The sequence below is a fragment of the Gammaproteobacteria bacterium genome (assembly GCA_032250735.1).
In the GTDB taxonomy this organism is placed as follows: domain Bacteria; phylum Pseudomonadota; class Gammaproteobacteria; order SZUA-152; family SZUA-152; genus SZUA-152.
Map to the genome: position 1 here is coordinate 193480 of JAVVEP010000001.1, position 26018 is coordinate 219497.

Consider the following 26018-nt stretch of genomic DNA (forward strand, 5'->3'; position numbering starts at 1 on the left):
TGCACAGGGTTATCGATCAATAAATGCAAACACCGTCCCTACAACCTGCTTACCGTGGTCGTCGCCGGCTGATGCTGGCGGTGCTGGCTGCGGCCGGTATCACTCTGCTGTGGCGCGCGGTGGATTTGCAGGTGTTGGACAAGGACTTTTTGCAGGGTCAGGGAGACGCGCGATATCTGCGAGTGGTATCGGAGCCCGCACATCGCGGCATGATCACCGATCGCAACGGCGAGCCGCTGGCGATCAGTACACCGGTGGATTCGGTGTGGGCAAATCCGCAGCAGTTGATCGAGGCGCGTGATGCCTGGCCGCAACTGGCGAAGCTATTGGGCATCAAACGCGGTGAGCTGGAACGGCTGCTGGCGGCCAGGCGGGATAAAGAATTCGTCTATCTGAAGCGGCGTGTGTCGCCTGATCTGGCGGATAAGGTGATGGCGCTGGAAGTGCCGGGTGTGTTTCTGGAACCGGAATACAAGCGGTTTTATCCCGCCGGGGAGGTCGCGGCCCACGTCGTGGGCTTTACCAATATCGATGATCAGGGTCAGGAAGGCATGGAGCTGGTGTATGACCAGCGGCTCAGGAGTGTCGCGGGTACCAAGCGGGTGATCAAGGATCGTTACGGCCGGGTAGTGGAAAATGTAGAACGGATTTCGGAGCCGCAGCCCGGTGAAGACATCGCCCTGAGTATCGATCTGCGTTTGCAGTATCTGGCCTTCCGGGAATTGAAGGCGACGGTAAAGAGCAATCGCGCCGACTCGGGCTCGGCAGTGATACTGGATGTGAATACCGGCGAGGTGTTGGCGATGGTGAATCAGCCGGCCTACAACCCGAATAACCGGTACCAGATCGACAGCAATGATATGCGCAACCGTGCGGTCACCGATGTGTTTGAGCCCGGCTCCACCATCAAGCCGTTCACCGCTGCCGCGGCCCTGGAAAGCGGGCGCTACACTGCGCGCAGCATGATCGATGTACGCCCCGGCTATCTGAAGGTGGGCAGCAAGACCATTCGTGATTTTCGTGATTACGGGGTGATCGATGTCTCCACCATTATCCAGAAATCCAGCAACGTGGGGGCCAGCAAGCTGGCCCTGGGCATTAGTCCCGAACGCCTGTGGCAGGCCTTCGCCAGCGTGGGTCTGGGGACGGATTCGGGCAGCGGTTTTCCGGGTGAACCGGCCGGTCTGCTCACCGATTTCGGCGCCTGGCATGATATTCAGCGCGCCACGGTTTCCTACGGTTATGGGCTGTCGGTAACCGCAATGCAGCTGGCGCGTGCCTATGCGGCGTTGGCGACGGATGGCCGTCCCCTGCCGGCGAGCTTTGTGCCGCGCAGCCGCGCCCAGGCGACGGAGCTTGCCAGTTATTATCAGCCGGTGTTGGGTAAGGACAGTTTGCGCAGCGTAAGAAATATGTTGGAGCTGGTGGTTGAGGAGGATGGCACCGGCACGCGTGCCGCCGTGCCCGGTTATCGTATTGCGGGTAAAACCGGTACGGTGAAAAAGTCGGGCGCCGGCGGTTATGTAGAAGATAGCTATTTGGCGTTATTCGCCGGAATTGCGCCGGCCAGCAATCCACGACTGGCAATGGTGGTGATGATCAATGAGCCCCGCGGTGAGAAGTATTACGGGGGTGCGGTGGCCGCACCGGTATTTTCCAGGGTGATGTCGGGTGCGTTGCGTATGCTGGATGTGACACCGGATGGCCTGCCGGCCAATCCGGCGGCGGATTCTGGACGACGCATGGCACTGCTGGGAGGGACCCGGTGATGACGGCGGAAAAATCTCCTGCGCACATGAACTTTGCAGAGCTGGTCGAGGGCATCTGTTTTATACGCCAGGCCCCGCGGATGGAGATTACCGGCCTGTGTCTGGACAGCCGGCAGGTGCAGAAGGGTGATCTGTTTTTTGCCCTCAAAGGGCAGCAGGCGCACGCCAAAAAATTTATTGATGAAGCCATTAAGCGCGGTGCCAGTGTGGTGATGTGGGAGTCATCCATACCGCAGCTGGATGAGCGCAATGGTGTGCCGATCTACGGCGTGCCCGAGCTGAAAAATTTTGTGGGCAGGATCGCCGAGCGGTTTTACGGTGAACCTTCGGCATCAATGTTTGTGATTGGCGTTACCGGCACCAATGGCAAGACCTCGGTGACCCAGTTTATTGCGCAGGCCCTGCAGCAGGATGCGCCCTGTGGCGTGATTGGTACCCTCGGCAATGGGGTGTTTGGTCGGCTGCAGAGCACCACCTTTACAACGCCAGATGCGGTGACCTTGCATACCTTGCTGGATGATATGCGCCATGACGAGGTGACGCGTGTGGTGATGGAGGTATCCTCACATGGCCTGGAGCAGGGGCGAGTGGCCGGCGTGCATTTTGATGTGGCGGTATTCACCAATCTCAGTCATGAACATCTGGATTACCACGGCGATATGGAGAATTACGGCCGCGCCAAGCGCCGCCTGTTTGAGAGCAAGGGTTTGAAATACGCCGTCATCAATATCGATGATGATTATGGTCGGCAGTTGCTGACTTCACTGCCTGCCTCCGTCGGCACGGTGAGTTACGGCTTTAACAGCGACGATTTTTCACCCTCGCTTTTAGGTTCCAATTTGCAGTTAGGTAGAAACGGCCTGCGTATGCATGTGGAAAGTGACTGGGGAAGTGGCGATCTGCGTGTGCCGCTATTGGGTGGTTTTAATGCATCCAATGTGTTGGCCGCGCTGGGCGCACTGCTGGCTGCCGGTGTGGGTTTTGATGACGCCGTGCAGCGGTTATCGAAATTGAGTCCGGTGCCGGGTCGCATGCAGGGTTATGGCGGTAGCGGGGCCGGCGATAATGTGCTGGGCAGTGACGAACAGCCGCTGGTGGTGGTGGATTATGCACACACCCCGGACGCACTGGAACAGGTGTTGACGGCCTTGCGGGCCCATACCGAGGCCAGGCTGTGGTGTCTGTTTGGCTGCGGCGGTGACCGTGATGCCTCCAAGCGTCCGCTGATGGCGGCGGTCGCCGAGCGTCTGGCGGATCAGGTTATTGTGACCGACGACAATCCCCGCAGCGAAAATTCGCAGGTCATCATTGCCGATATCCTGCAGGGTTTTACTCATGAGGATAATGTGACGGTGATCCCGGACAGGGACAGGGCGATAGAATCGGTAGTGCAGGCGGCGGCCAACAATGACGTCGTGCTGGTGGCCGGCAAGGGACACGAAGAGGTGCAGATCATTGGTGATCAGCGGCTGCCGTTTAATGATGCCTACGAGGTGGAAAAGGCATTGGCGCAGCGCAAGGCGCGCGGGGCTGTGACGTGATGGCCGGCCATCTGCCCGTGACCACGCTCGGCGAGGCGGCTGCATTGCTGCAGGGGGCCTGTTTGCCCACGACGCTGTCGGTGCAAAGCGTGCGTATTGCCGGCATCTGCACCGATACCCGCGAGCTTGTGCCCGGCCAGCTGTTCGTGGCACTCGCCGGCCCAAGTTTCGATGGGCATGATTTTGTGCGCCAGGCGCGCCAGCAGGGTGCCGTCGGGGCCGTGGTGTCGCGCGCCCTGAGCGGCGATGGGCTGGGGGGGTTTCCACAGATCGTGGTGGCCGATACGCAACGCGCCTTTGCGCAGCTGGCTGGCAACTGGCGTGCGCAGTTTGCAATTCCGGTGGTGGCCATAACCGGCAGCAACGGCAAGACCACGGTGAAAGAGATTGTGGCGGCGATTCTCTCGCAGCGGGGCGAGGTACTGGCGACCCAGGCGAATTTCAATAATGAGATTGGCGTGCCGCGCACCCTGTTACGCATGACGGATAAACAGGTTGCCGCGGTGATTGAAGAGGGCGCGAGTCACCCTGGTGACATTGCCTATCTCACTGAATTTGTACAGCCGACGGTGGCGCTGGTCACCAATGCCGCCGGCGCGCATCTGGAAGGTTTTGGTTCGCTGCAGGTGGTGGCGAAAACCAAGGGCGAGATTTTTGCAGGGCTGCCGGTCACGGGGGTAGCGGTGATTAATGCCGATGACGCCTTCGCCGCGTTGTGGCGCTCCCAGGCCGCTGGACGCAGGATCGTGAGTTTTGGCATGACGGCGGATGCCGATGTGCGCGGTGCGCTGGGTGACGATGGTCGGTTGCGCATCATTGCCGCAGAGGGTGAGCTTGTCGCGCACTGGTCGCTGGAAGGACGGCACAATGTGATGAACGCGCTGGCGGCAACGGCCGCAGCGTTGGCGGCCGGCGCGAGTCTGGCGGAAGTGGTCGCAGGCCTGGAATCCGTGACGCCGGTCCCCGGTCGGCTGCAACGCAAACGGGCAATTGGCGGCGCGGAAATCCTCGATGATACCTATAACGCCAATCCCGCCTCGCTGGCGGTCGCCCTGGATGTGCTGGCGGAACGGCGCAATGAGCGCTATCTCGCGTTAGGTGATATGGCGGAACTGGGCGAACAGTCAATTGGCTTTCATGAGCAGGCCGGACGGCAGGCGCGGGAAAAGGGTGTGCAGCGGCTGTATGCAGTCGGCGATTATGCGCGTCATGCCGCCCTGGCCTTTGGTGAAGAGGGCCGGCATTTTCCGACCCAGCAGCAGCTGATTGACCAGTTGCGTGAAGATCTGCATGAGCACGTGAGCTTGCTGGTAAAGGGCTCGCGTTCATCGCATATGGAACGTGTGGTCGCATCGCTGGTCGTGGCTGAGGATGCGGTGGCGAAAAACAGGGCGGAGGGTTGCGGCTGATGTTACTGGATCTTACGGCCTATCTGACACAGTTTTACAGCGGCTTCGGCGTGTTTCAGTATTTGACCTTGCGCGCCATTCTTGGCGCCCTGACGGCATTGTTGATTTCACTGCTGGTGGGGCCGCTGATGATTCGCAAACTCAGCCATTACCAGATCGGCCAGTCCGTGCGCGACGATGGCCCGGAATCGCATCTGGGAAAGATCGGTACGCCGACCATGGGCGGCGCGTTGATTCTGGTGGCGATCACCATCAGTACCCTGTTGTGGTCGGACCTGGGCAATCACTACGTATGGCTGGTGTTGCTGGTGACGATCCTGTTTGGCGTGATCGGCTGGGTGGATGACTATAAAAAGCTGGTCAAGAAAGATTCTCGCGGGCTGTCGGCGCGCTACAAGTATTTCTGGCAATCGGTAGTGGGTTTGGGTGCAGCCTATTTTCTGTTTGACGCTGCCAGCCTGCCGGCGCAGACACAGTTATACGTGCCCTTTTTCAAGGATGTGGCGATTGCGCTGGGACCGATGTTTATACTGCTGGCGTATTTGACCATCGTCGGCAGCAGTAATGCGGTGAATCTTACCGATGGCCTGGATGGTCTGGCGATCTTGCCGACGGTGATGGTGGCGGGAGCACTGGGCATCTTCGCCTATGTCACCGGCCACATGAAGTTCGCCGAGTATCTGGCGATCCCCTATGTCCCCGGGGTCGGTGAGGTGGTGGTGTTTTGTGGCGCGCTGGTGGGCGCAGGCCTCGGCTTTCTCTGGTTTAACACCTATCCGGCAATGGTGTTCATGGGTGACATCGGTGCGCTGGCGCTGGGTGCCGCGCTGGGTATTGTGGCGGTGGTGGTGCGGCAGGAGCTGGTGCTGGTGATCATGGGCGGCGTGTTTGTGATCGAGACGCTGTCGGTGATTATCCAGGTGGCGTCTTTCAAAATGACGGGCAGGCGTATTTTCCGCATGGCGCCATTGCATCACCACTACGAGTTAATGGGCTGGCCGGAACCACGGGTGATTGTGCGCTTCTGGATCATCACCGTGATTCTGGTGTTGATCGGATTGGCCACCCTGAAAATACGTTAGACATGTCAGACATAAAGAAAACGTGAGATGAGTGCGGCGCTGGAAATGGGCATAACAACAGACAGGCAATGCGGATTGTCAGCCGTGCCGACCCTGGTGGTCGGTCTGGGGCAGACCGGTTTGTCGTGCGCGCGGTTCCTGACGCGCTGTGGTGTGCCGGTGGCGGTGACCGATAGTCGTGCCACGCCGCCGGGCCTGCAAACACTGCGCGCCGAACAGACGGACATTGCCATCAGTGTCGGTGGGTTTGATGCGGGTCTGTTTGCCTGGGCGCAACGTCTGGTGGTGAGCCCCGGCGTGCCCCTCAACGAACCGCTCATTGTCGAGGCCCGCGGCCGTGGTGTGGAGGTGATGGGCGATATCGAGCTGTTTGCGCGGGTCGCGCGGGCCCCCATCGCGGCGATTACCGGCGCCAATGGCAAAAGCACCGTCACCCTGCTGCTGGCCGAAATGTGCAGAGCCGCCGGCAGAGAGGTCAGGGTGGGCGGCAATATCGGCACGCCTGCACTGGAGCTGCTGGGCGATAGCGAGCCCGATTGTTATGTGTTGGAGTTGTCGAGTTTTCAGCTCGATAGCACCCGCTCGTTACATGCTGCCGCCGCGACGGTGTTGAACATCAGTGCCGACCACATGGATCGTTATCGTGACATCGCCGAGTACGCGGCGAGCAAGCAGACCATTTTCAATGTCCCTTTCAATGTCCCTGAGGCCGCCGCCGGACAGCCGGGGGTGGCGGTTATCAATCGCGATGACCCGCTGGTTCGTGTTATGCCGACATGCCATCGCCAGGTGGTGAGTTTTGGTCTGGACGCCCCGGCCGAGCAGCAGTTCGGACGATGCCTGCATGAGGGACGATACTGGCTGGCGCGCGGCGAGCAGCGCCTGCTGGCAGTCGACGATCTGCGCCTGGCGGGTGAGCATAATCAGGCCAATGCCCTGGCGGCACTGGCTCTGGGCGAGGCCCTGGGTCTGCCCTTGCCCGCCATGCTGGCTACCTTGCAGACCTTTACCGGCCTGCCGCACCGGGTCCAGTTTGTGACCAGCGCCGGGGGCGTCAACTGGCTGAATGATTCCAAGGGCACCAATGTGGGCGCCACCCTGGCGGCGATTCAGGGCCTGCAGGGGCCGTTGATCCTGATCGCCGGCGGACAGGGCAAGGGCGCCGATTTTTCGCCGCTGCGCGAGGCGGTGCAGGACAAGGTGCGGACGGTGATCCTGCTGGGTGAGGATGCCGCCCTGATCGAGGCCGCGCTCGCCGGTGTGGTGCCGGTGCAGTATGTAACGACGATGTCGGCGGCGGTTGCCGCCGCCCATGCCATCGCCAGGCCGGGTGACACGGTATTGCTGTCGCCGGCCTGTGCCAGCTTCGATATGTTTGCCGGGTTTGCGGCGCGGGGCGATGCCTTCATGGCGGCCGTGCATGCGCTGCTGGATGACGGGCCTGCTGGTCAGTGCGAGGGCGCGGGATCATGATGGCGCAGTCCATTCCTGGTTTGCGCTTTCTGGCGGCGTCGTCACCGATGTCGACGCAGCGGCATGGGCGTTTTCCGCTGGACATCCTGTTGCTGGGCTCGGCGCTGTTGTTGCTGGCCGTGGGGGTGGTGATGGTGGCCTCGGCCTCGGTGTCCATTGCCGAACGCCAGATGAATGACCCGCTCTATTATCTGTGGCGACAGGCCTCCTTTGTCAGTGTTGGCCTGATCGCGGCTTACAGCGTGTTGCGCGTGCGTCTGGTCTACTGGGAGCGTCTGGGACCCTATTTCCTGTTGCTCGGTTTGAGTCTGCTGGTAGTCGTGCTGCTGATCGGCCGCGAGATCAACGGCAGTACGCGTTGGCTGGCGCTGGGCCCGGTGAACTTCCAGCCTTCGGAACTGGTGAAATTATTTGTGGTGGTGTATCTGGCCGGTTATCTGGTGCGGCGTGGCGACGAGGTGCGGCAGAGCATCAAGGGGTTTCTCAAGCCGATGGCGCTGGTGGGGCTGATCGGTTTGCTGTTGTTGCTGGAACCCGATTTCGGCGCGGCGGCGGTGATCACCCTGACCGTGCTGGGAATGATGTTTCTCGGCGGCGTGCGCCTCTGGCAATTTGTCGTGCTATTTATGGTGATGCTGTCCGCCATGGGTGCACTGGCCTACTCCTCGCCCTATCGTGTCGCGCGGTTGACCTCGTTCGTGAATCCCTGGAGCGATCCTTTCGACAGCGGATTCCAGCTGACCCAGGCGCTGATCGCCTTTGGTCGCGGTGAGTGGCTGGGGGTGGGGCTGGGTGGCAGCATCCAGAAATTGTTTTATCTGCCCGAGGCGCACACCGATTTTCTGTTTGCCGTGCTGGCCGAAGAGCTGGGCCTGCTCGGTGTAGTCACGATTATCGCCCTGTTCGCGATACTGGTGTGGCGCGCGTTTGTGATCGGCACCGCCTCGGCAGCGGCCGGCAATCATTTTGGCGCCTATGCTGCTTACGGCATCGGCATGTGGCTGGGTCTGCAGGCCTTCATCAATCTCGGAGTGAACATGGGCGTGTTGCCGACCAAGGGGCTGACCCTGCCGCTGATGAGTTACGGCGGCTCCAGTATCGTGATGAGCTGCGTGGCGGTTGCGCTGTTGTTGCGTATCTCACACGAGCATCCGGTCGCGGCACAGCCGGCGGCATGTCGCACGGTAGTCGGACGTAGCGGATCCGGAGCGGCCGCCCGCCAGGGTTCCGCCACCCGCTCGGCCGGTCGGGGGCGTCGCGCATGAACGCCAGTCAACCTCTGCGTATTGTGGTGATGGCGGGCGGCACCGGTGGCCACGTGTTTCCGGCACTGGCAGTGGCCGACGAGCTGCGCGCGCGTGGTGTCGAGGTGAGCTGGCTGGGGACACGCCGGGGGCTGGAGGCCGAGCTGGTGCCGCAGGCCGGATTTCCCATCGACTACATCCAGGTAGCCGGGCTGCGCGGTAAAGGCATGATGCAGCTGCTGACGGCACCGGTAAAGCTGTTGTCGGCCCTGTATCAGGGGCTGCGGATTATGCGTCGGCGCAATCCGGCCGCGGTGCTGGGCATGGGCGGCTATGTCACCGGCCCGGCTGGACTGGCGGCATGGTTGAGTCGTCGGCCGTTGTTGATCCACGAACAGAATGCCCGCGCCGGCCTGACCAATCGTCTGTTGGCGCCGCTGGCCGGACGGGTGATGGAGGCCTTCCCCGGGACCTTTGCGCCGCATGCGCGGGTGGTGCATACCGGCAATCCGCTACGCCAGGAATTTATCAACAAGGCCCTGGCCACCGCGGATGCCGACGCCCGTGAGCCCCGGCAGCCCCTGCGACTGCTGGTGGTGGGCGGCAGTCTGGGTGCGGCGCACCTGAACAGGGTGGTGCCCGCGGCCCTGGCGAGTCTGAATGTCGACGACCGGCCCCAGGTCTGGCACCAGACCGGCCGGCAAAATTTTGCGGCCACCGAGGCGGCCTATGATGCAGCGGGGTTGATGGCGGACAGCGTTAAGCTGGTGCCGTTTATCGATGATATGGCAGGTGCCTATGCCTGGGCCGATGTGGTGTTGTGTCGCGCCGGTGCGATGACCATTGCCGAGCTGGCGGCGGCGGCGGCGCCCTCGATTCTGGTGCCGTTCCCCTATGCCGTGGACGATCACCAAACGGCCAATGCGCATTACCTGGCCGACCAACAGGCGGCGATCCTGATCCAGCAGGCGGAATTGAGTGCGGCCCGTTTACGCCAGGTGCTGATGTCGCTGACGCCGGCCACGCTGAAGGCGATGTCCGCGGCGGCGCGCCAGCTAGCCCTGCTGGATGCGACCACCCAGGTGGTGAACCAGTGCCTGGACGTGGCGCAGGCGCGGCAAGGGAGAAAGGCGCATGGTTGAGAATCTGCACAATCCGCTGAGCCGCAAGACACATCCCGCCTGGGAGCGTATGCGCCGCGTGCATTTTGTCGGCGTGGGCGGTGCCGGCATGGGCGGGATCGCCGAAGTGCTGTCTAATCTGGGTTATGTGGTGTCGGGTTCAGACCTGCGCGATAACGCGGTAACCCGTCACCTGGCTGAGATGGGCGTTACGGTGTTTATTGGTCACGATGCCGCGCATGTACAGGGCTGCAATGTGGTGGTGGTTTCCACCGCTGTATCTGCCGACAATCCCGAGGTACTGGCGGCGCGTGAGGCGCGCATCCCGGTTGTCCCGCGTGCCGAAATGCTCGCCGAGTTGATGCGCTTTCGATTTGGTATCGCCATTGCCGGCACTCACGGCAAAACCACGACCACCAGCCTGACCGCAAGCCTGCTGGCCGAAGGTGGGCTGGATCCGACCTTTGTGATCGGGGGTCTGCTCAACAGCGCAGGCTCGCATGCGCGGCTGGGTGAGGGCCGTTACCTGGTCGCCGAGGCGGATGAGAGCGATGCCTCATTCCTGTATCTGGCGCCGATGATGGCGATAGTGACCAACATCGATGCGGATCACATGAGCACCTATGGTGGTGACTTTGACAATCTGCGTAAGGCCTTCCTGGAGTTTCTGCACCATCTGCCTTTTTATGGTCTGGCGGTGATGTGTATTGATGACCCGGTGGTGCGTGAATTGCTGCCGGAAATCTCCAAGCCGGTGCTGACCTATGGCTTCGCCTCGGATGATGCGGATGTGCGGGGTCTTGATCTGAGCCAGCAAGGTGCCCACACCCATTTCCGGGTGAGGCGGAAAGATCACCCTGGCGAATTGGCGATCACGCTCAATATGCCGGGACAACACAATGCCCTGAATGCACTGGCCGCCATCGCCGTGGCGACCGAGCTAAAGGTGCCGGATGCGGCGATTCAACATGCCCTGCTCAGCTTTGAGGGTATCGGCCGGCGCTTTCAGGTATATGGCGAGATGAAAACGGCGGCGGGGAGTGTGCTGCTGGTGGATGACTATGGTCACCACCCGCGTGAAATCGCCGCAACCATGGAGGCCGCGCGCAAGGCGTGGCCGGATAGGCGGCTGGTGCTGGCCTTCCAGCCGCATCGTTTTTCACGTACCCGCGATCTGTTTGAAGACTTTGTCAAAGTGCTTTCCGAGGTCGATGTCCTGTTGCTGCTGGAAGTCTATGCAGCAGGAGAGCAGCCACAGGGCGAGGATGATGGACGGGCCCTGTGCCGGGCGATACGCGTGCGTGGACAGGTGGATCCCGTGTTCGTGGAAACAGTCGAGGAGCTTGCGCCAACCCTGCAGGGCGTATTGCGCGATGGCGATGTGCTGCTGACCCTGGGCGCCGGTTCCATCGGCGCGGCTGCCGCACTGCTGCCTGCCCAGCTGGAGGTGAAGGCATGAACGCGGCACCACAGGTGAATGCATTGCGTGGCAACTTATTGTTAGACGAGCCGATGTCGAAACACACCTCATGGCGGATAGGCGGTCCGGCGGATCGCTATTATCAGCCGGCGGATATCGAGGATCTCGCACAGTTTCTCGCCCAGCTGCCCGCCACCGAGCCGGTGTTCTGGCTGGGACTGGGTAGTAACCTGCTGGTGCGTGATGCCGGCATTCGCGGCACGGTGATCGCGACCAGTGGTGTGGTGAACGGTCTGTCACAGCTTGACGAAACAACGGTGCGCGCCGAAGCGGGTGTCGCCTGTGCCAAGGTGGCGCGGTTTTGTGCCCGCGCAGGACTGAGTGGTTCGGCCTTTCTGGCCGGCATTCCCGGCACCATGGGCGGCGCCCTGGCGATGAACGCCGGTGCCTTTGGTGGAGAGACCTGGGATGTGGTGGCAGCGGTGGAGACGGTGGACCGTCACGGCCGATTGCATCGCCGTACGCCGAATGAATTTGAGATCGCCTACCGCCATGTGCGAGGCCCGCAGGGAGAATGGTTTATCGCCGCTGAATTACAGTTAGAAGGCGGTGGCAATTCCGATCTGTTATTGGCCGAGATCAAGGCGCTGCTCAGCAAGCGCAGTGATACGCAGCCGACACAGCTGCCTAATGCCGGCTCGGTGTTTCGTAATCCGGAGGCCGACTATGCGGCGCGCCTGATCGAGGCCTGTGGTTTGAAGGGGATATGCGAGGGCGCCGCCTGCGTGTCGGATAAACATGCGAATTTCATCATTAATACCGGTGGGGCAACGGCGCACGATGTGGAGACCCTGATCGAGCGGATTACCCATACCGTCGCCGAGAAAATGTCGGTGCAGTTGCAGCGTGAAGTGCATATCGTGGGAGAGGGTGTATGACCGAGGTTTTTGCAATGGATCCCGCCGCCTTCGGCAAGGTTGCCGTGCTCATGGGTGGGCTGTCCGCGGAGCGTGAGATTTCCCTGCTGAGCGGCGCGGCGGTGCTGGCCGCCTTGCAGCGTCAGGGTGTGGATGCCCATGGCGTGGACGTGGGTCGCGATATTGCCGCCGTGCTGCTGGAGGCGAAGTTTGATTGTGCCTTTATCGCCCTGCATGGTCGGCGTGGAGAGGATGGCGTGATGCAGGGGCTGCTGGAAAGTCTGAATATCCCTTTCACCGGCTCGGGCGTGCTGGGCAGCGCGCTGTCCATGGATAAGGTGCGCAGCAAACAGGTCTGGCTGTCGGCCGGCCTGCCGACACCGAAATTTGCACTGTTGCACGAAGATACGGATTGGCACGCGATTGTGGATCTGCTGGGTCTGCCGCTGGCGGTGAAGCCGGTGCATGAAGGTTCCAGTCTGGGTGCGGCGCGGGTGGAAAGCGTCGACGATCTGCAGGCGGCCTGGAAGGCGGCGGTGGCATTTGACGCCGCGGTGATGGTCGAGCCCTGGGTGGTCGGCGAAGAGTATACCGTCGGCATTCTGGCCAACGAGGCATTGCCGGTGATTCGTCTGGAAACGCCACGCGAATTCTACGACTTCCAGGCCAAATACAAGGCGAATGATACGCGCTATCACTGCCCGGCCGGTCTGGATGTCGAGACAGAAAAACGCATGCAGTCGCTGGCGCTGGCGGCCTTCAATGCCCTGGGCGCAAGCGGCTGGGGGCGTATCGATTTAATGTTAGACGGCGAAGGTCAGCCATGGCTGCTGGAGAATAATACGGTGCCGGGTATGACCGATCACAGCCTGGTGCCAATGGCGGCAAAGGCTGCGGGAATCGGGTTTGATGAGTTGGTGCTGCGCATCCTGTCGGCCACCAGTGTGTCCGGTGTGTCGGATGTGATGGGAGAGATCAGTCATGGGTGCTAGGCGCATCTCCCCTAAGCCAGCGAAATCGGTGTCGTTGCCTGCGTGGCAGGGGCCGACATGGTTGACGCGACGTTTGCTCGGTGGCGCCATTCTGGTGTCGACACTGGGTGGGGTGTTGGGTTTTTCCGTCTGGCATCTGCTGCAGCAGGACACCCTGCCTATTGATCATGTGCAGGTGAAAGGCTCATTTCAGCATCTTGCCAAACAGGATTTACATGCCGCGATCGGCGGGTTGGCCCACAGTGGATTTTTCAGTGTGGATGTGCGCGCCGTGAAGCAGGCTGCCGAGAGTCTGGCGTGGGTGGACCGCGCTTCAGTGCGCCGGGTATGGCCAAATATCTTGCAGGTGGAGATTGTCGAGCAGGTTCCGCTGGCCCGGTGGAAGGATGGTCGAGTGGTCAATCAGCGCGGTGAGGTGATTGATGTGGACAGTGGAAGCCAGCTCAGTGCCCTGCCCCTGTTTAGTGGGCCAGAGGGTTCGTCGGAAATGCTGGCGAAACGCTTTCAGCTGATATCGACACAACTGGCGGGGCTGGAGTTGGGTGTCAAGACGCTGGAGATTAATGAGCGGCGCGCCTGGCAGGTGACGCTCAGTAATGGTCTGGGATTGTTGCTGGGTCGTGCGGCAAAGGAGGCGCAGATTGCACGATTTGCAGATGCCTATAAGACAGTGCTGGCAGATCGGGCTGAAAAAATCCAGTCGATTGATTTGCGATATACCAATGGTTTTGCAGTGAGCTGGCGTTCTGAGCGTGGTTAAGAAGTCTGGTTTTGTTAACGGGATGTGTTCCTGGGGATGTTGTGATGAGTAAAAAGTCTGATCCAAATCTGGTGGTGGGCCTGGATATTGGTACCTCTAAGGTGGTGGCGATAGTCGCCGATCTGACGCCGGAGGGGAATATCGAAATTATCGGTGTCGGTTCGCATCCTTCTCGTGGCCTGAAAAAGGGCGTGGTGGTGAATATCGAGTCCACCGTGTTGTCGATTCAGCGCGCGGTGGAAGAAGCGGAATTGATGGCAGGCTGCCAGATTAATTCGGTGTATGCGGGCATTGCGGGTAGCCATATTCGGAGCCTGAATTCGCACGGTATCGTGGCGATAAGGGACAAGGAGGTGACGCATGCCGATGTGGAGCGGGTTATCGATGCGGCGCGCGCGGTAGCGATTCCGGCCGATCAAAAAGTATTACACATCCTGCCGCAGGAATTTCTGATTGATGATCAGGAAGGTATTCGTGAGCCGGTGGGAATGTCCGGTGTGCGCCTGGAGGCCAAGGTGCATATGGTTACCGGTGCAGTGAGTGCGGCGCAAAACATTATCAAGTGCGTGCGGCGCTGCGGGCTTGAGGTGGATGATGTGATTCTTGAGCAGTTGGCTTCCAGTTATGCGGTGCTGACCGAGGATGAAAAAGAGCTGGGCGTATGTCTGGTGGACATGGGTGGCGGTACAACCGACATCGCAATATTTACCGATGGCTCCATTCGACACACGGCGGTGATCCCCATCGCCGGCGATCAGGTGACGAATGATATTGCGGTCGCCTTGCGCACGCCGACGCAGTATGCGGAAGAGATCAAGATCAAATATGCCTGCGCCTTAACGCAGCTGGCCAGTCCGGAAGAAAATATTGAGGTGCCCAGTGTGGGCGATCGCCCACCCCGGCGGCTGGCGCGACAGACCCTGGCCGAGGTGATTGAGCCGCGTTATGAAGAGTTGCTGACGCTGGTACAAAACGAATTGCGGCGCAGCGGCTTTGAAGAGGTCTGTGCCGCGGGCATTGTGCTCACCGGCGGCTGTTCCAAGATGGAGGGGGTGATCGAGCTGGCGGAAGAGATTTTCCATATGCCGGTGCGGCTGGGTGTGCCGCAGCATGTGACGGGGCTGGTGGATGTGGTGCGTAATCCGATTTACGCGACGGGTGTGGGACTGTTGTTGTATGGCCACCAGCATCATGGTGACCGGCGAAGGGAGCGAAAGGGTGACTGGAATGGCAAGGGGCTTTGGGCGCGAATGCAGAGCTGGTTTCAGGGAAATTTTTAAAGTTTGTTAGAGCGGCTTGGCGAAACACATAACTGTAAGATTATTTGAGTATTGACTAGGAGGACGAAACGATGTTCGAACTGATGGAAACCAATATTGCGGGTGCAATTATTAAAGTGATCGGTGTCGGTGGTGGCGGTGGTAATGCCGTCGAGCATATGGTGTCGCAAAATATCGAGGGTGTTGACTTTATATGCACCAACACCGATGCGCAGGCGCTGAAGAATTCTTCGGCACGCACCGTGTTGCAGATGGGTAATAATGTCACCAAGGGGCTGGGTGCGGGCGCGAATCCGGACATGGGCCGACAGGCGGCGCTGGAAGATCGGGAACGCATCGTAGAGCTGATATCGGGCGCCGACATGGTGTTCATCACTGCCGGTATGGGCGGCGGTACCGGTACCGGTGGTGCGCCAGTGGTGGCGCAGATTGCCAAAGAGCTGGGTGTGTTGACCGTGGCCGTGGTGACCAAGCCGTTTCCCTTCGAAGGTAAAAAGCGCATGGCGATCGCGGAGCAGGGCATCAAGGAGTTGTCCGAGTATGTGGATTCACTGATCACCATCCCCAACGAAAAGCTGATGGATGTGCTGGGCAAGGATGTCTCCCTGCTGGATGCCTTCAAGGCGGCCAATGATGTGTTGCTCGGTGCGGTGCAGGGGATCGCGGATCTGATCACCCGCCCCGGTCTGATCAATGTCGACTTTGCGGACGTGCGTACGGTGATGTCTGAAATGGGTATGGCAATGATGGGCACCGGTTTCGCGGTGGGTGAGAATCGGGCGCGTATCGCTGCTGAATCTGCAGTGGCGAGTCCGTTGCTGGAAAGTATCGACCTGGCCGGTGCGCGAGGCATCCTGGTGAACGTCACGGCAGGCATGGATATGACCATTGGTGAATTCGATGAGGTGGGTAACACCATCAAGGGTTTTGCCTCGGATAACGCCACGGTAGTGGTGGGTACGGTCATCGACCCGGAGATGACGGAAGGCCTGCGGGTGACGGTCGTGGCCACGGGTCTGGGCCAGAAGTTGCCAGTTTCGATGGAAAAGCCGATGACCCTGATCACCCCGGCGGGCCCGAATGGCGAAGTGGACTATGGTCAGCTGGATCGTCCCACGGTGATCCGCAATAAAGTGGCTGGCGAGCGTTATGCCACGGGCACGGATGGTAGCCTCGATTACCTGGATATCCCGGCATTCCTGCGTCGTCAGGCCGACTAGTGCGGAGGGGTGCCGATTGGCACACGCCTGGGTTACGGAGGGTGCCGGGAGGGCTGGGAGTGTGATGCAGGTCGCTAGGCAGGTTTTTCGGACTGTGCTAGACTTTGCGATCCTGCACGCCCCAGGGAATGGTGGCGAGATTGACTCTGGTTGACCAAATGATTAGACAACGAACCTTAAAGAATGTGATTCGCGCGACCGGCATCGGTCTGCACACGGGCGAAAAGGTGTATCTGACCTTGCGCCCGGCTGCCGTGGATAGCGGTATCATTTTTCGCCGGGTTGACCTGGATGTGCCGGTAGAAATCGCCGCAACGCCGGACAATGTCGGTGATACGCGGCTGTCTACCACCCTGATTCAGGATGGCGTCAGGGTTTCCACGGTGGAGCATTTGTTGTCCGCGATGGCCGGTCTGGGTATTGATAATGCCTATATTGATGTGAGCGCACCCGAAGTGCCGATTATGGACGGTAGCGCCGGCCCCTTTGTATTTCTGATCCAGTCCGCCGGTATTGAGGAGCAGAATGCGCCCAAGCGCTTCATCCGCATCAAAAAATCGATCGTGGTGGAAGATGGCGATAAGTGGGCCCGTTTTGACCCCTTTGAAGGATTCAAGGTCTCTTTCAAGATCGATTTTGAACATCCGGTGTTTCAGGCACAGGCTCAGACCACCACCGTGGATTTTTCCAGCACCTCTTTTGTGAAAGAGGTGAGCCGTGCCCGTACCTTTGGTTTTATGCGGGATATCGAACAGTTGCGTGCGAATAACCTGGCGCTGGGCGGCAGCCTGGAAAATGCCATCGTGATGGATGACTATCGCGTACTGAATGAAGATGGTCTGCGTTATCAGGATGAGTTCGTGAAGCATAAAGTGCTAGATGCTATCGGCGACCTGTACCTGCTGGGCTGCAGCCTGATTGGCGAATTCAGCGGCTACAAATCGGGCCATGCGTTAAATAACCGCCTGCTGCGGACCATGCTTGCCACAGAGGATGCCTGGGAGGCCGCGACTTTCGATGACCCTGAACGTGCGCCCATTTCCTATATCCATCCCTTGATGGCGAATTAATTACTCGACTGTCGCCTGTTCCTTTTCGTTTTTCCCTCTCCTGGTTTTCTGTCAATACCATCAATACCATCACAGGATGTTTGGCGTGGCCACGATTCGGATTTTCCTGTGGAAAATCGAATGCGAAAGCTGTCACGCGTGCCCCGTTTTGACGCTTGTCAGTGGAAGGTCTTGTTGTTACCGTAGGCGGCCGAATCTCGCCGTGTTTTGGATGCGGAGCTGGATCCTGCCGATGGAATACCGGCCTGGGTACCGAGGGTGTCAGTTAAATCATTGTTTTTAGTGCCATTTTTTCGCTTAAGGTTTTTCGCGGATTTCGCAGTTCAGGGTTGTGAGTTGGCGAAACGGTCCTAAACTATTCAGTGTCGTCGTATTTTTGTTGTGAGAGGCGCTGCAAGGCCTCGGACAGTGCGGTGTCTTCGGTGTCATTTGCTGCGCTCTTTAATACCTCGGCGCTGTAACGTGAGAGCAAGGCGCGGCGGGCGGGCTGGATAATGGGGGTCTGTGCAGGGGGTTCAATCTTGAACTGTATTTTGCGCAGTCCCTGCAAGCCGGGTTGTTGTTTGAGGTGCTGGAGTATGACCGGTGCCTGGTAACGTAATTGGGTCAACCACGCCGGCGTATCCGTGCTGATGACGGCCGTGTCATCGCGATGATTAGCGAAGCGGACATGTTCGGAAAGCTCGGGGCTGATCCCGTTACGCACGATGTTTCGCAGCATAGCGGTGAGCCGCTGCAGGTGTTGGGCACGTTCAAGCAGCGTGTGTAGGCCGCTGTTTTTGGTGGATAGAAATTTGGCAACAGACTTGGGTGGCATGGTATTTTTTACAGCTTGATTCGAGGCTGGACGTTTAACTACGGTGTGGCCAACTTGATGATAAGTGTATATTTCTAAATCATAAATTTGTTGAAGGCATCTGCCAAACTGCCGATATAAACACTGTGTCGGTCGGCAAGAGGGCCTTCAGTGGCTGAGTGTAGTGGAAATGACCGCCGATAAAAATGGCAGCCACAGGCCAGGCACCGAGAATAAATCGGATATTTACTTGTTAAGTGTCTGAAATAAAACAATTCTGGTTCGGAATGCGTCATGGGAAGGATTGGCTAAATAATGAACATCATCTTTATCGGAAAACGCGGGCGGCAGACCAAAACCCTCAAGCTGGGTTCACCGGCGGTCATTCTGGGTGCGTTGCTGGCGGTCACCCTCATTCCCTCCACGATGTTTTTCGGCGGCTATTTTACCGCACAGCAGGCCGGACCCGGCCAGGATCAGGCGCTGATCTCGGCCTGGCAGGGCGAGATGGAGGCGCAGCGTGATGAGATTGCTATGGCGCGCCGCAAGGTTGATGAAGATATCGATGCGCTGGCCCTGCGCCTGGGTGAGCTGCAGGCCAAGCTTATTCGCCTGGATGCCCTGGGTGAACGGCTGACCGAGGTCGCCAAGCTGGATCGCGGCGAATTCGATTTTTCGACCGCACCCGCCGTGGGTGGTCCAGAAGGTGGCGAGGCGGTTGAGACCATCGCGATACCGGATTTTGTCCAGTCCCTGGAAACACTGACCCGGCAGGTGGATGATCGAAGTGCACAATTGGGTCTGCTGGAGACCATGCTGATGAACCGTAATCTGGAAGATGAGGTGAGCCCCGCCGGCCGGCCGATCAAGCGCGGCTGGATCTCGTCGTATTACGGAATGCGTACGGATCCCTTTACCGGTCGCCGGGAACATCACAAAGGCATGGATCTGGCGGGCAAGGAGGGCAGTGACGTGATCTCGGTCGGCGCCGGTGTGGTGACCTGGGCGGGTGATCGTTACGGCTATGGTAAATTGGTCGAAATAAACCATGGCAACGGTTATTCCACACGTTACGGCCACAGTGCCGAAATACTGGTCCAGGTGGGCGATACCGTGAAAAAGGGACAGGTATTGGCCTTGATGGGCTCGACAGGGCGCTCTACCGGCCCCCATGTCCATTTTGAGGTCCTGTTCAAAGGCAAGGCGGTAGACCCCAAGAAATACATCCTGGCGACACGCTAAGAGTCTGTTAGGAGTCTGCCGGTAGTCTTTCCGACCGATTAATCCCCCCGAAATCCGGGCTGCATCAACCTGCTGATCCATCAGACGTGCCGGCGCCCACCGCTGGCCATTCTCTAAACCCTCAATCCCCGCTATAATTCACGCCTTTGTACCGGGGCGGTACAGGCAGGGGTTTGCTGTCCCGAATTCGTTCTGCGTTGTCACCACATTCGCGAGACAGGCCCTGGCATCAGTCGGCGTTCCTCGGTGTGTGTGAAACACGGCAGACCCTCGATCCAGTCTAGAAACGGTTCAATAAAACTATGGTAAGTAAATTCCTGAGTAAGATTTTCGGCAGCCGCAATGAGCGACTGCTCAAACGCCTGAATAAAGTGGTGACAGAGATCTCCGCACTGGAATCGACGGTGCAAGACCTTTCAGACGCAGAGCTGCGCGCCAGGACGGATGAGTTCCGTGAGCGTATTGCCAGTGGTGCGAGCATCGAAGATCTGTTGCCGGAGGCCTTTGCCGTGGTGCGTGAAGGCGGCAAACGCGCCCTCAATATGCGCCATTTTGATGTGCAGCTGATCGGCGGCATGGTGCTCAATGACGGCAAGATTGCGGAAATGCGTACCGGTGAGGGCAAAACGCTGGTGGCGACCCTGGCGGTGTATCTGAACGCCCTGTCCGGCAAGGGCGTGCATCTGGTCACGGTGAATGATTATCTGGCGCAGCGCGATGCCGAGTGGATGGGCAAACTGTATAACTTCCTGGGGCTGTCGGTCGGGGTGATTCTCTCTGGCCAGAATACCGAAGAAAAGCGCGCGGCCTATGCGGCGGATATTACCTATGGCACCAACAATGAATTTGGTTTCGATTATCTGCGCGACAACATGGCCTTCAGTACCGAGGACAAGGTGCAGCGCGACCTGCATTATGCCATCGTCGATGAGGTGGACTCGATACTCATTGATGAGGCGCGCACCCCGCTGATTATCTCCGGCCCTGCCGAAGACAGCTCCGAGCTGTATCAGAAGATCAATGCCATCGTACCCAGGCTGGTACAGCAGGCCGGTGAAGAGCTCGAAGAGGGCGAGCAAGAGGGCGATTATTACCTCGAAGAAAAGAGCAAGCAGGTGTTTCTCACCGAGCTGGGACATCAGCACGTGGAAGAATTCCTGACAGAAATAGGGCTGCTGGGCGAGGGTGAGAGTCTATATGACGCCGCCAATATTCGTCTTATGCACCATGCGAGCGCCGCCTTGCGGGCGCACAAGCTGTATCACCGCAATGTCGACTACATCGTTAAAAACAACGAAGTCATCATCGTGGACGAATTCACCGGTCGTACCATGCCGGGGCGTCGCTGGTCGGATGGTCTGCATCAGGCGGTGGAGGCCAAGGAAGGCGTGCAGGTGCAGAATGAAAATCAGACCCTGGCGTCGATTACCTTCCAGAATTTCTTCCGGCTGTACGACAAGCTGGCGGGTATGACCGGTACGGCAGATACCGAGGCCTTTGAATTTCAGCAGATTTATGGGCTGGAAGTGGTGGTGATTCCCACCTCCAAAGAGGTTAAACGCATCGACAATACCGACCTGGTGTTTCTCACCCATGAGGAAAAGTTTGCCGCCATCGTGGAAGACGTCAAGGCATGCCGTGAGCGTCAGCAGCCGGTGCTGGTGGGCACGGCATCCATCGAAACCTCGGAATATCTGTCGAGGTTACTGGACGAGCAGGATATCCAGCACAGCGTACTGAATGCCAAGTTTCATCAGCAGGAGGCACAGATCATTGCCCAGGCCGGGGCACCGGGTGCCATCACTATTGCCACGAATATGGCTGGGCGTGGTACCGATATTGTGCTGGGCGGCAACCTCGAGGTGGAACTGAGTCAGGCCGGTGAGGTCAGTGATGAGCAGCGCCAGCAGATCACCAGTGACTGGCAAAAACGTCACGACGCAGTGCTGACCGCAGGTGGTCTGCATGTGGTGGGCACCGAACGTCACGAGTCCAGACGTGTGGATAATCAGTTGCGGGGTCGTTCCGGGCGGCAGGGTGACCCGGGTTCCAGCCGGTTTTATCTGTCCCTACAGGATAACCTGATGCGGATATTCGCCTCGGAGCGTGTTGCAGGCCTGATGCAAAAGCTGGGTATGCAGAAAGGTGAGGCCATCGAGCATCCCTGGGTGAATAAGGCGATCGAAAATGCCCAACGTAAAGTAGAGGGTCATAACTTCGATATCCGCAAAAACCTGCTGGAATACGATGACGTCGCCAATGATCAGCGCAAGGTTATATACGGCCAACGCGCCGAGCTGATGGCCACAGATGATGTCTCCGAAGGCGTTGCCGCGATGCGCGCGGACGTTGTAAAAAATGTGGTCAGCGCTTATATAACGCCAGAAAGCCTTGAAGAGATGTGGGATGTGCCCGGTTTGGAAAAGGCGATGGAGGCCGAGTTTGGGCTGCAGATGCCGATCCAGCAGTGGTTGGACGAAGACGACAGTTTGCATGAAGAAACCCTGCGCAAACGCATTCTGGAAACCCTTGAGCAGACCTATTTTGAGAAAGAGGCGATGGTCGGCAAACAGGTGATGCGCCATTTCGAAAAGGCAGTGATGTTGAAAGTGCTGGACGAGCACTGGAAGGAACATCTGGGCATGATGGACCATCTGCGTCAGGGTATTCACCTGCGCGGTTATGCGCAAAAGAATCCCAAGCAGGAATATAAGCGCGAGGCCTTTGAGCTGTTTTCACAGATGCTGGAAACCGTGGAGCGGGAAGTGGTCGGTCTGCTGTCGAAAGTGCAGATTCAGGCCGAAGAAGATGTTGCGGCGATCGAGGAACAGCGTCGTTCCTCCGTGCCGGTTTCCTACCGGCACGATGCCGCACCGTCACCGGCCAGTAGCGCCGAGATGCCACCTGAAGCCGGACCGGGTGCCGAGCCCGAACAACCCTTCGTGCGCGAAGGGCGCAAGGTGGGGCGTAACGAACCCTGCCCCTGCGGTTCGGGAAAAAAATACAAACAGTGCCACGGCAAGCTCGCCTGATCCGAATGCCTGTTCGTTGAGCAGGAATCGCCGTCGCTATTGTGCGACGGCGGTCATCCCCCTTACCATCTCCGGTAGTCCTGCATGGTTGTGTATCATGCTGTGTATCACGGCTGTTGTCCTGCCAATGTGTGGCAACGTGTTGCACCATTGCAGGCATAGGTTTTTGATGCTGGCTTTGGTCAACAGCAATTTTGTTTGGCAATAACAACGACTATCTTTGGCACTAAAAGGGAATCCCCTGATGTCGAGCAATACCCTGTCTGAACTAATCCCTATTCCCGGCCTGCGGTTGGGCACGGCCTGTGCCGGCATCAAGCGACCCGGTCGTCGCGATCTGGTGCTAATGGAGTTGTGCGCAGGCAGCCAGGTCGCTGCGGTGTTTACGCGCAATGCCTTTTGCGCGGCGCCGGTGATTGTGGCCCGCGAGCACTGGGGGAAGACTTCGCCCCGCTATTTGTTGATCAATACCGGCAATGCCAATGCAGGCACTGGCGCGCAGGGCCTGCAGGATGCCCTCGCCTGTTGCGATGCGGTGGCACAGGCTAGCGGCTGCGCGCGCGAGGCCGTATTGCCCTTTTCCACCGGCGTGATTGGTGAACCATTGCCGGTCACGGTAATCAGCAGCGCCATTCCCGCGGCCCTGGCGGCGCTGGCCGAAAACGCCTGGGCAGATGCGGCTCACGGTATTTTGACTACCGATACCGTGCCCAAGGCGCTTTCCAGGAAACTTGAAATAGATGGTCATGTGGTGAGCATGACGGGGATCGCCAAGGGCTCGGGGATGATTCGCCCCGATATGGCCACCATGCTGGCCTATATCGCGTTAGATGCCTCTGTGCCGCAGAACGTCCTGCAGGCCTGTCTGGTGCGCGCGGTGAATCATTCCTTTAATCGCATCACCGTAGACGGTGATACCTCGACCAACGATGCCTGTGTGTTGATGGCGACGGGGCAATCGGCCGTACGCATTGAGCGCACCGAAAGTGAGTCATTCGAGACGCTGTGCGCGGCGGTAACGGACCTGTGTGAACAACTGGCGCTGGCCATCGTGCGTGACGGCGAGGGTGCGACAAAACTGATTAGCGTGGTGGTGGAGGCCGGCGCAGACGAGGGCGAGTGCCTGCAAGTGGCCTATGCCATTGCCCATTCGCCACTGGTGAAGACGGCCTTTTTTGCCAGCGATCCCAACTGGGGACGTATTCTGGCGGCGGTGGGCAGAGCCGGTCTGGAAGACCTGGACATCAATGCGATCACGCTGTTTTTGGGTACCGAACACACAGGTGATGTGTGTCTGGCGCGCGACGGTGGACGTGACCCCGCGTATCACGAGGCGCTGGGTCAGCAGGTGATGGATCAAACCGAAATCACGGTGCGTGTTGTCCTCAATCGCGGTAGCGCTACGGCCCGGGTGTGGACCTGTGACCTGTCTTACGATTACGTACGCATCAATGCCGAATACCGGACCTGATGCGCCAGGCCGCCTGCCTCGCCGGATGGCGGTACAGGTCGCTGTCGCGGCCATCTTTGATGAGGCGGGACGTGTACTGATCGCCCGTCGCCCCGAGCATTTGCATCAGGGCGGGCTGTGGGAATTTCCCGGCGGCAAGGTGGAGGCCAACGAGTCCGTGTTCGAGGCGCTGGTCCGCGAGCTCGATGAAGAGCTGGGCATTGCTGTGCAGGCCGCGCGCCCCCTGATTCGTGTCCGACACGACTACCCGGAGCTGTCGGTAGTGCTCGACGTGTGGCGGGTAGACGGGTTTTCCGACACGGCGGTCTTGCAGGCAGACACGGGACGCGAAGGCCAGGTCATCAAGTGGGTGCGGCCCGAGGCATTGCCTGAATACGATTTTCCAGCCGCCAATCGCCCCATCATCACGGCAGTCCGCCTGCCGGATCGTTATCTCATCACCCCTGATCCCGGCGAGAATATGCCGGCCTTTCTCGCGCAGCTGGAAAACCGTTTGCGGGAGGGTGTTCGCCTGGTGCAGTTGCGTGCCAAGTCCCTGTCCACGGAGGCCTACGCCGTATTGGCCCGGCAGTGCGTGACGCTGTGTGAGCAGTATGCCGCCCGCCTGTTGTTGAATGCCGATCCGCAACTGGTCATGCAGGTCGGCGCACACGGTGTGCATCTCGACAGCGAACGACTGGCCTCCTTGACGGAACCCCCCTTTCTATCGCAGGTGCCAGAACTGGGCGGCGCGGGGAATTCTAACGTGAAGTGGGTGTCTGCCTCCTGTCACTCTGAACAGCAGCTGGAGCAGGCGAGGCGGCTGGGGGCGGATTTTGTGGTGCTGTCACCGGTGGCGGCAACGGCCAGCCACCCCGGTGCACAGCCGCTGGGCTGGGCGCGGTTCCAGCAGCTTACCGCGTTGGCGGGCTGCCCGGTGTATGCGCTGGGTGGGATGACGCCGGCAGATCGGCAACAGGCCTTTGCCCAGGGTGCGCAGGGGGTGGCGGCGATTCGGGCGCTGTGGAAATTTAGTGCTGAGTGCTGAGTGCTGAGTGCTGAGTGCTGAGTGCTGAGTGCTGAGTGCTGAGTACATGAGGAAAGAATTTTTTCGCCAGAATGACGGTATATTTTTAGCGCTAATTGCAGTTTCTAATGCAGCGAGTCGTCCGGGTCCGCAGGATGTTCGGTGAAATCACCCGGCGCGGCATCGGGGATGCGGTGGCTCTCGTCGGCCCAGGCGCCAAGGTCAATCAGCTTGCAGCGTTCACTGCAAAAGGGGCGCCAGCGGCTTTCGTCATTCCATTCGACCGGCCTTCCACAGGTCGGGCATTTCACGGTGGTCGATTTCATACGTCTATTTCACTGCGGCTGAGGCTGGGGTGATGATTATAGCGCGCAACAACTGATGTGAAATGCCACGTCAGTGCTGGCCTGGACGGGGCGGGTTGCGGTGCTGGCATTCATGAAGCGGGCGGTGAATCGGTGCTTGCCGGCGCTGATTTCCACAAACTGGGGTGAGTCTGCCGGCAGCCAGATGCGAATCAGTTGGTAGGGCGTGCCGCTGTCCAGGCTCTGCTGATAATTGCCGCCTTCGGCGAGCTGCGCGGTGGGCTCGGCGCTCTCACGGATCAGCTTGAGCATTAATTCCACCGACAGCCGCAGGGTGTCCAGGGTGCCCAGCCAGCGGCGCAGGTCGTTGACGCGCGTCTCGGCGGGCGATTTCAGCCAGTGTCGGTAGGGGGGCAGATCGAAATCACACAGCCCGCCGGGGATGCCGCTGCGCTGGATGATCAGCTTGAACAGTTCGTTTTCGCGGAGTTCCTGTGCCAAGGGGCCGTTCAGGGTGTGCAGCTGGGTCTTGAATCCGCCGAGGGTAGTGAGCAGTTGTTCGAGGGTCTGGTAATTGACGCCGGCGGTTTGCGAGAGCGCGTTGAGTGTGCCGGTGATGCGGTCGAGCTCCTTGATCACCTCGGTTTTCATATCCACGCGACTAACGATATTGAGGATCTCCAGCAACGCGGAAAGGCAGTTGTGACTGTCCCATACGTCGCCACCGCGCAGGCTGTGCCGGGCCTGACGAAACAGGAATTCGAGGCGCAGGAAAAATCGCAGGCGCTCATTGAGCGGGTGTTCGTAGATAGTGACGGTAGTTAGATCAGGCACGTTGGTTTTGCGCAGGTTTGGGCTTCGGGTGGCG

Annotated in this window: 21 protein-coding genes; 18 read left to right on the forward strand and 3 right to left on the reverse strand. The window is 59.3% G+C overall.

From position 1 onward, the window contains the following. Window positions 1-23: 23 nt before the first annotated feature. The 14 genes from RRB22_00875 (at window position 24) to lpxC (ending at window position 17298) form a co-directional block, all read left to right on the forward strand. Entirely contained in the window at window positions 24-1769 is a 1746-nt protein-coding gene (locus RRB22_00875) for a penicillin-binding transpeptidase domain-containing protein (GenBank protein MDT8382947.1), read from the forward strand. Further along, complete coding sequence (locus RRB22_00880; GenBank protein MDT8382948.1) at window positions 1769-3310, forward strand: UDP-N-acetylmuramoyl-L-alanyl-D-glutamate--2,6-diaminopimelate ligase; 1542 nt, start codon at window positions 1769-1771, stop codon at window positions 3308-3310. Before RRB22_00875 ends, RRB22_00880 begins: the two co-directional genes overlap by 1 nt. Then, entirely contained in the window at window positions 3310-4719 is a 1410-nt protein-coding gene (gene murF, locus RRB22_00885) for a UDP-N-acetylmuramoyl-tripeptide--D-alanyl-D-alanine ligase (GenBank protein MDT8382949.1), read from the forward strand. The genes RRB22_00880 and murF overlap by 1 nt, the downstream gene beginning before the upstream one ends. Continuing rightward, window positions 4719-5801 carry a phospho-N-acetylmuramoyl-pentapeptide-transferase gene (mraY, locus tag RRB22_00890; protein ID MDT8382950.1) on the forward strand — a complete coding sequence of 361 codons (1083 nt, stop codon included), beginning with the start codon at window positions 4719-4721 and terminating at the stop codon, window positions 5799-5801. The genes murF and mraY overlap by 1 nt, the downstream gene beginning before the upstream one ends. 27 nt (window positions 5802-5828) lie before the next feature. Further along, window positions 5829-7274, forward strand: coding sequence for a UDP-N-acetylmuramoyl-L-alanine--D-glutamate ligase (gene murD / locus RRB22_00895; protein ID MDT8382951.1), 1446 nt, complete (start codon window positions 5829-5831; stop codon window positions 7272-7274). Then, entirely contained in the window at window positions 7271-8539 is a 1269-nt protein-coding gene (gene ftsW / locus RRB22_00900; GenBank protein ID MDT8382952.1) for a putative lipid II flippase FtsW, read from the forward strand. Before murD ends, ftsW begins: the two co-directional genes overlap by 4 nt. Next, window positions 8536-9660, forward strand: a complete 1125-nt coding sequence (gene murG, locus RRB22_00905; GenBank protein ID MDT8382953.1) for an undecaprenyldiphospho-muramoylpentapeptide beta-N-acetylglucosaminyltransferase — start codon at window positions 8536-8538, stop codon at window positions 9658-9660. Before ftsW ends, murG begins: the two co-directional genes overlap by 4 nt. Next, window positions 9653-11098, forward strand: a complete 1446-nt coding sequence (murC, locus tag RRB22_00910; GenBank protein ID MDT8382954.1) for a UDP-N-acetylmuramate--L-alanine ligase — start codon at window positions 9653-9655, stop codon at window positions 11096-11098. The genes murG and murC overlap by 8 nt, the downstream gene beginning before the upstream one ends. Beyond that, on the forward strand, window positions 11095-11997 hold the full coding sequence (murB, locus tag RRB22_00915; GenBank protein MDT8382955.1) for a UDP-N-acetylmuramate dehydrogenase: 903 nt from the start codon (window positions 11095-11097) through the stop codon (window positions 11995-11997). The genes murC and murB overlap by 4 nt, the downstream gene beginning before the upstream one ends. After that, a complete protein-coding gene (locus RRB22_00920; protein MDT8382956.1) occupies window positions 11994-12968 on the forward strand; it encodes a D-alanine--D-alanine ligase in 975 nt (324 codons plus the stop codon). The genes murB and RRB22_00920 overlap by 4 nt, the downstream gene beginning before the upstream one ends. 61 nt (window positions 12969-13029) lie before the next feature. Further along, complete coding sequence (locus RRB22_00925; GenBank protein MDT8382957.1) at window positions 13030-13728, forward strand: cell division protein FtsQ/DivIB; 699 nt, start codon at window positions 13030-13032, stop codon at window positions 13726-13728. A gap of 44 nt (window positions 13729-13772) precedes the next feature. Beyond that, window positions 13773-15008 carry a cell division protein FtsA gene (gene ftsA / locus RRB22_00930; GenBank protein MDT8382958.1) on the forward strand — a complete coding sequence of 412 codons (1236 nt, stop codon included), beginning with the start codon at window positions 13773-13775 and terminating at the stop codon, window positions 15006-15008. Between the two features lie 71 nt (window positions 15009-15079). Further along, on the forward strand, window positions 15080-16228 hold the full coding sequence (gene ftsZ, locus RRB22_00935; protein MDT8382959.1) for a cell division protein FtsZ: 1149 nt from the start codon (window positions 15080-15082) through the stop codon (window positions 16226-16228). Window positions 16229-16386: 158 nt separating this feature from the next. Then, entirely contained in the window at window positions 16387-17298 is a 912-nt protein-coding gene (gene lpxC / locus RRB22_00940) for a UDP-3-O-acyl-N-acetylglucosamine deacetylase (GenBank protein MDT8382960.1), read from the forward strand. 355 nt (window positions 17299-17653) lie between these two features. Here the strand turns inward: lpxC and RRB22_00945 are convergent, their stop codons facing one another. Then, complete coding sequence (locus RRB22_00945; protein MDT8382961.1) at window positions 17654-18115, reverse strand: DUF721 domain-containing protein; 462 nt, start codon at window positions 18113-18115, stop codon at window positions 17654-17656. A 294-nt stretch (window positions 18116-18409) separates the two neighbouring features. Here RRB22_00945 and RRB22_00950 point away from each other — a divergent pair, with 294 nt between their 5' ends. The 4 genes from RRB22_00950 (at window position 18410) to RRB22_00965 (ending at window position 24866) form a co-directional block, all read left to right on the forward strand. Then, window positions 18410-19336, forward strand: a complete 927-nt coding sequence (locus tag RRB22_00950; GenBank protein ID MDT8382962.1) for a M23 family metallopeptidase — start codon at window positions 18410-18412, stop codon at window positions 19334-19336. Between the two features lie 302 nt (window positions 19337-19638). Then, window positions 19639-22368: a preprotein translocase subunit SecA gene (gene secA, locus RRB22_00955; protein ID MDT8382963.1), complete on the forward strand. Its 2730-nt coding sequence runs from the start codon at window positions 19639-19641 to the stop codon at window positions 22366-22368. A gap of 244 nt (window positions 22369-22612) precedes the next feature. After that, window positions 22613-23839 (forward strand): bifunctional glutamate N-acetyltransferase/amino-acid acetyltransferase ArgJ, encoded by a 1227-nt coding sequence (argJ, locus tag RRB22_00960; protein MDT8382964.1) that lies wholly within the window; start codon window positions 22613-22615, stop codon window positions 23837-23839. After that, complete coding sequence (locus RRB22_00965; protein MDT8382965.1) at window positions 23820-24866, forward strand: Nudix family hydrolase; 1047 nt, start codon at window positions 23820-23822, stop codon at window positions 24864-24866. The genes argJ and RRB22_00965 overlap by 20 nt, the downstream gene beginning before the upstream one ends. A gap of 104 nt (window positions 24867-24970) precedes the next feature. Here RRB22_00965 and yacG read toward each other — a convergent pair whose 3' ends face one another. Together yacG and zapD are read right to left on the reverse strand one after the other, a co-directional pair. After that, window positions 24971-25171 (reverse strand): DNA gyrase inhibitor YacG, encoded by a 201-nt coding sequence (gene yacG, locus RRB22_00970; protein MDT8382966.1) that lies wholly within the window; start codon window positions 25169-25171, stop codon window positions 24971-24973. Between the two features lie 36 nt (window positions 25172-25207). Then, window positions 25208-25984 carry a cell division protein ZapD gene (gene zapD, locus RRB22_00975; protein ID MDT8382967.1) on the reverse strand — a complete coding sequence of 259 codons (777 nt, stop codon included), beginning with the start codon at window positions 25982-25984 and terminating at the stop codon, window positions 25208-25210. Window positions 25985-26018: the final 34 nt, after the last annotated feature.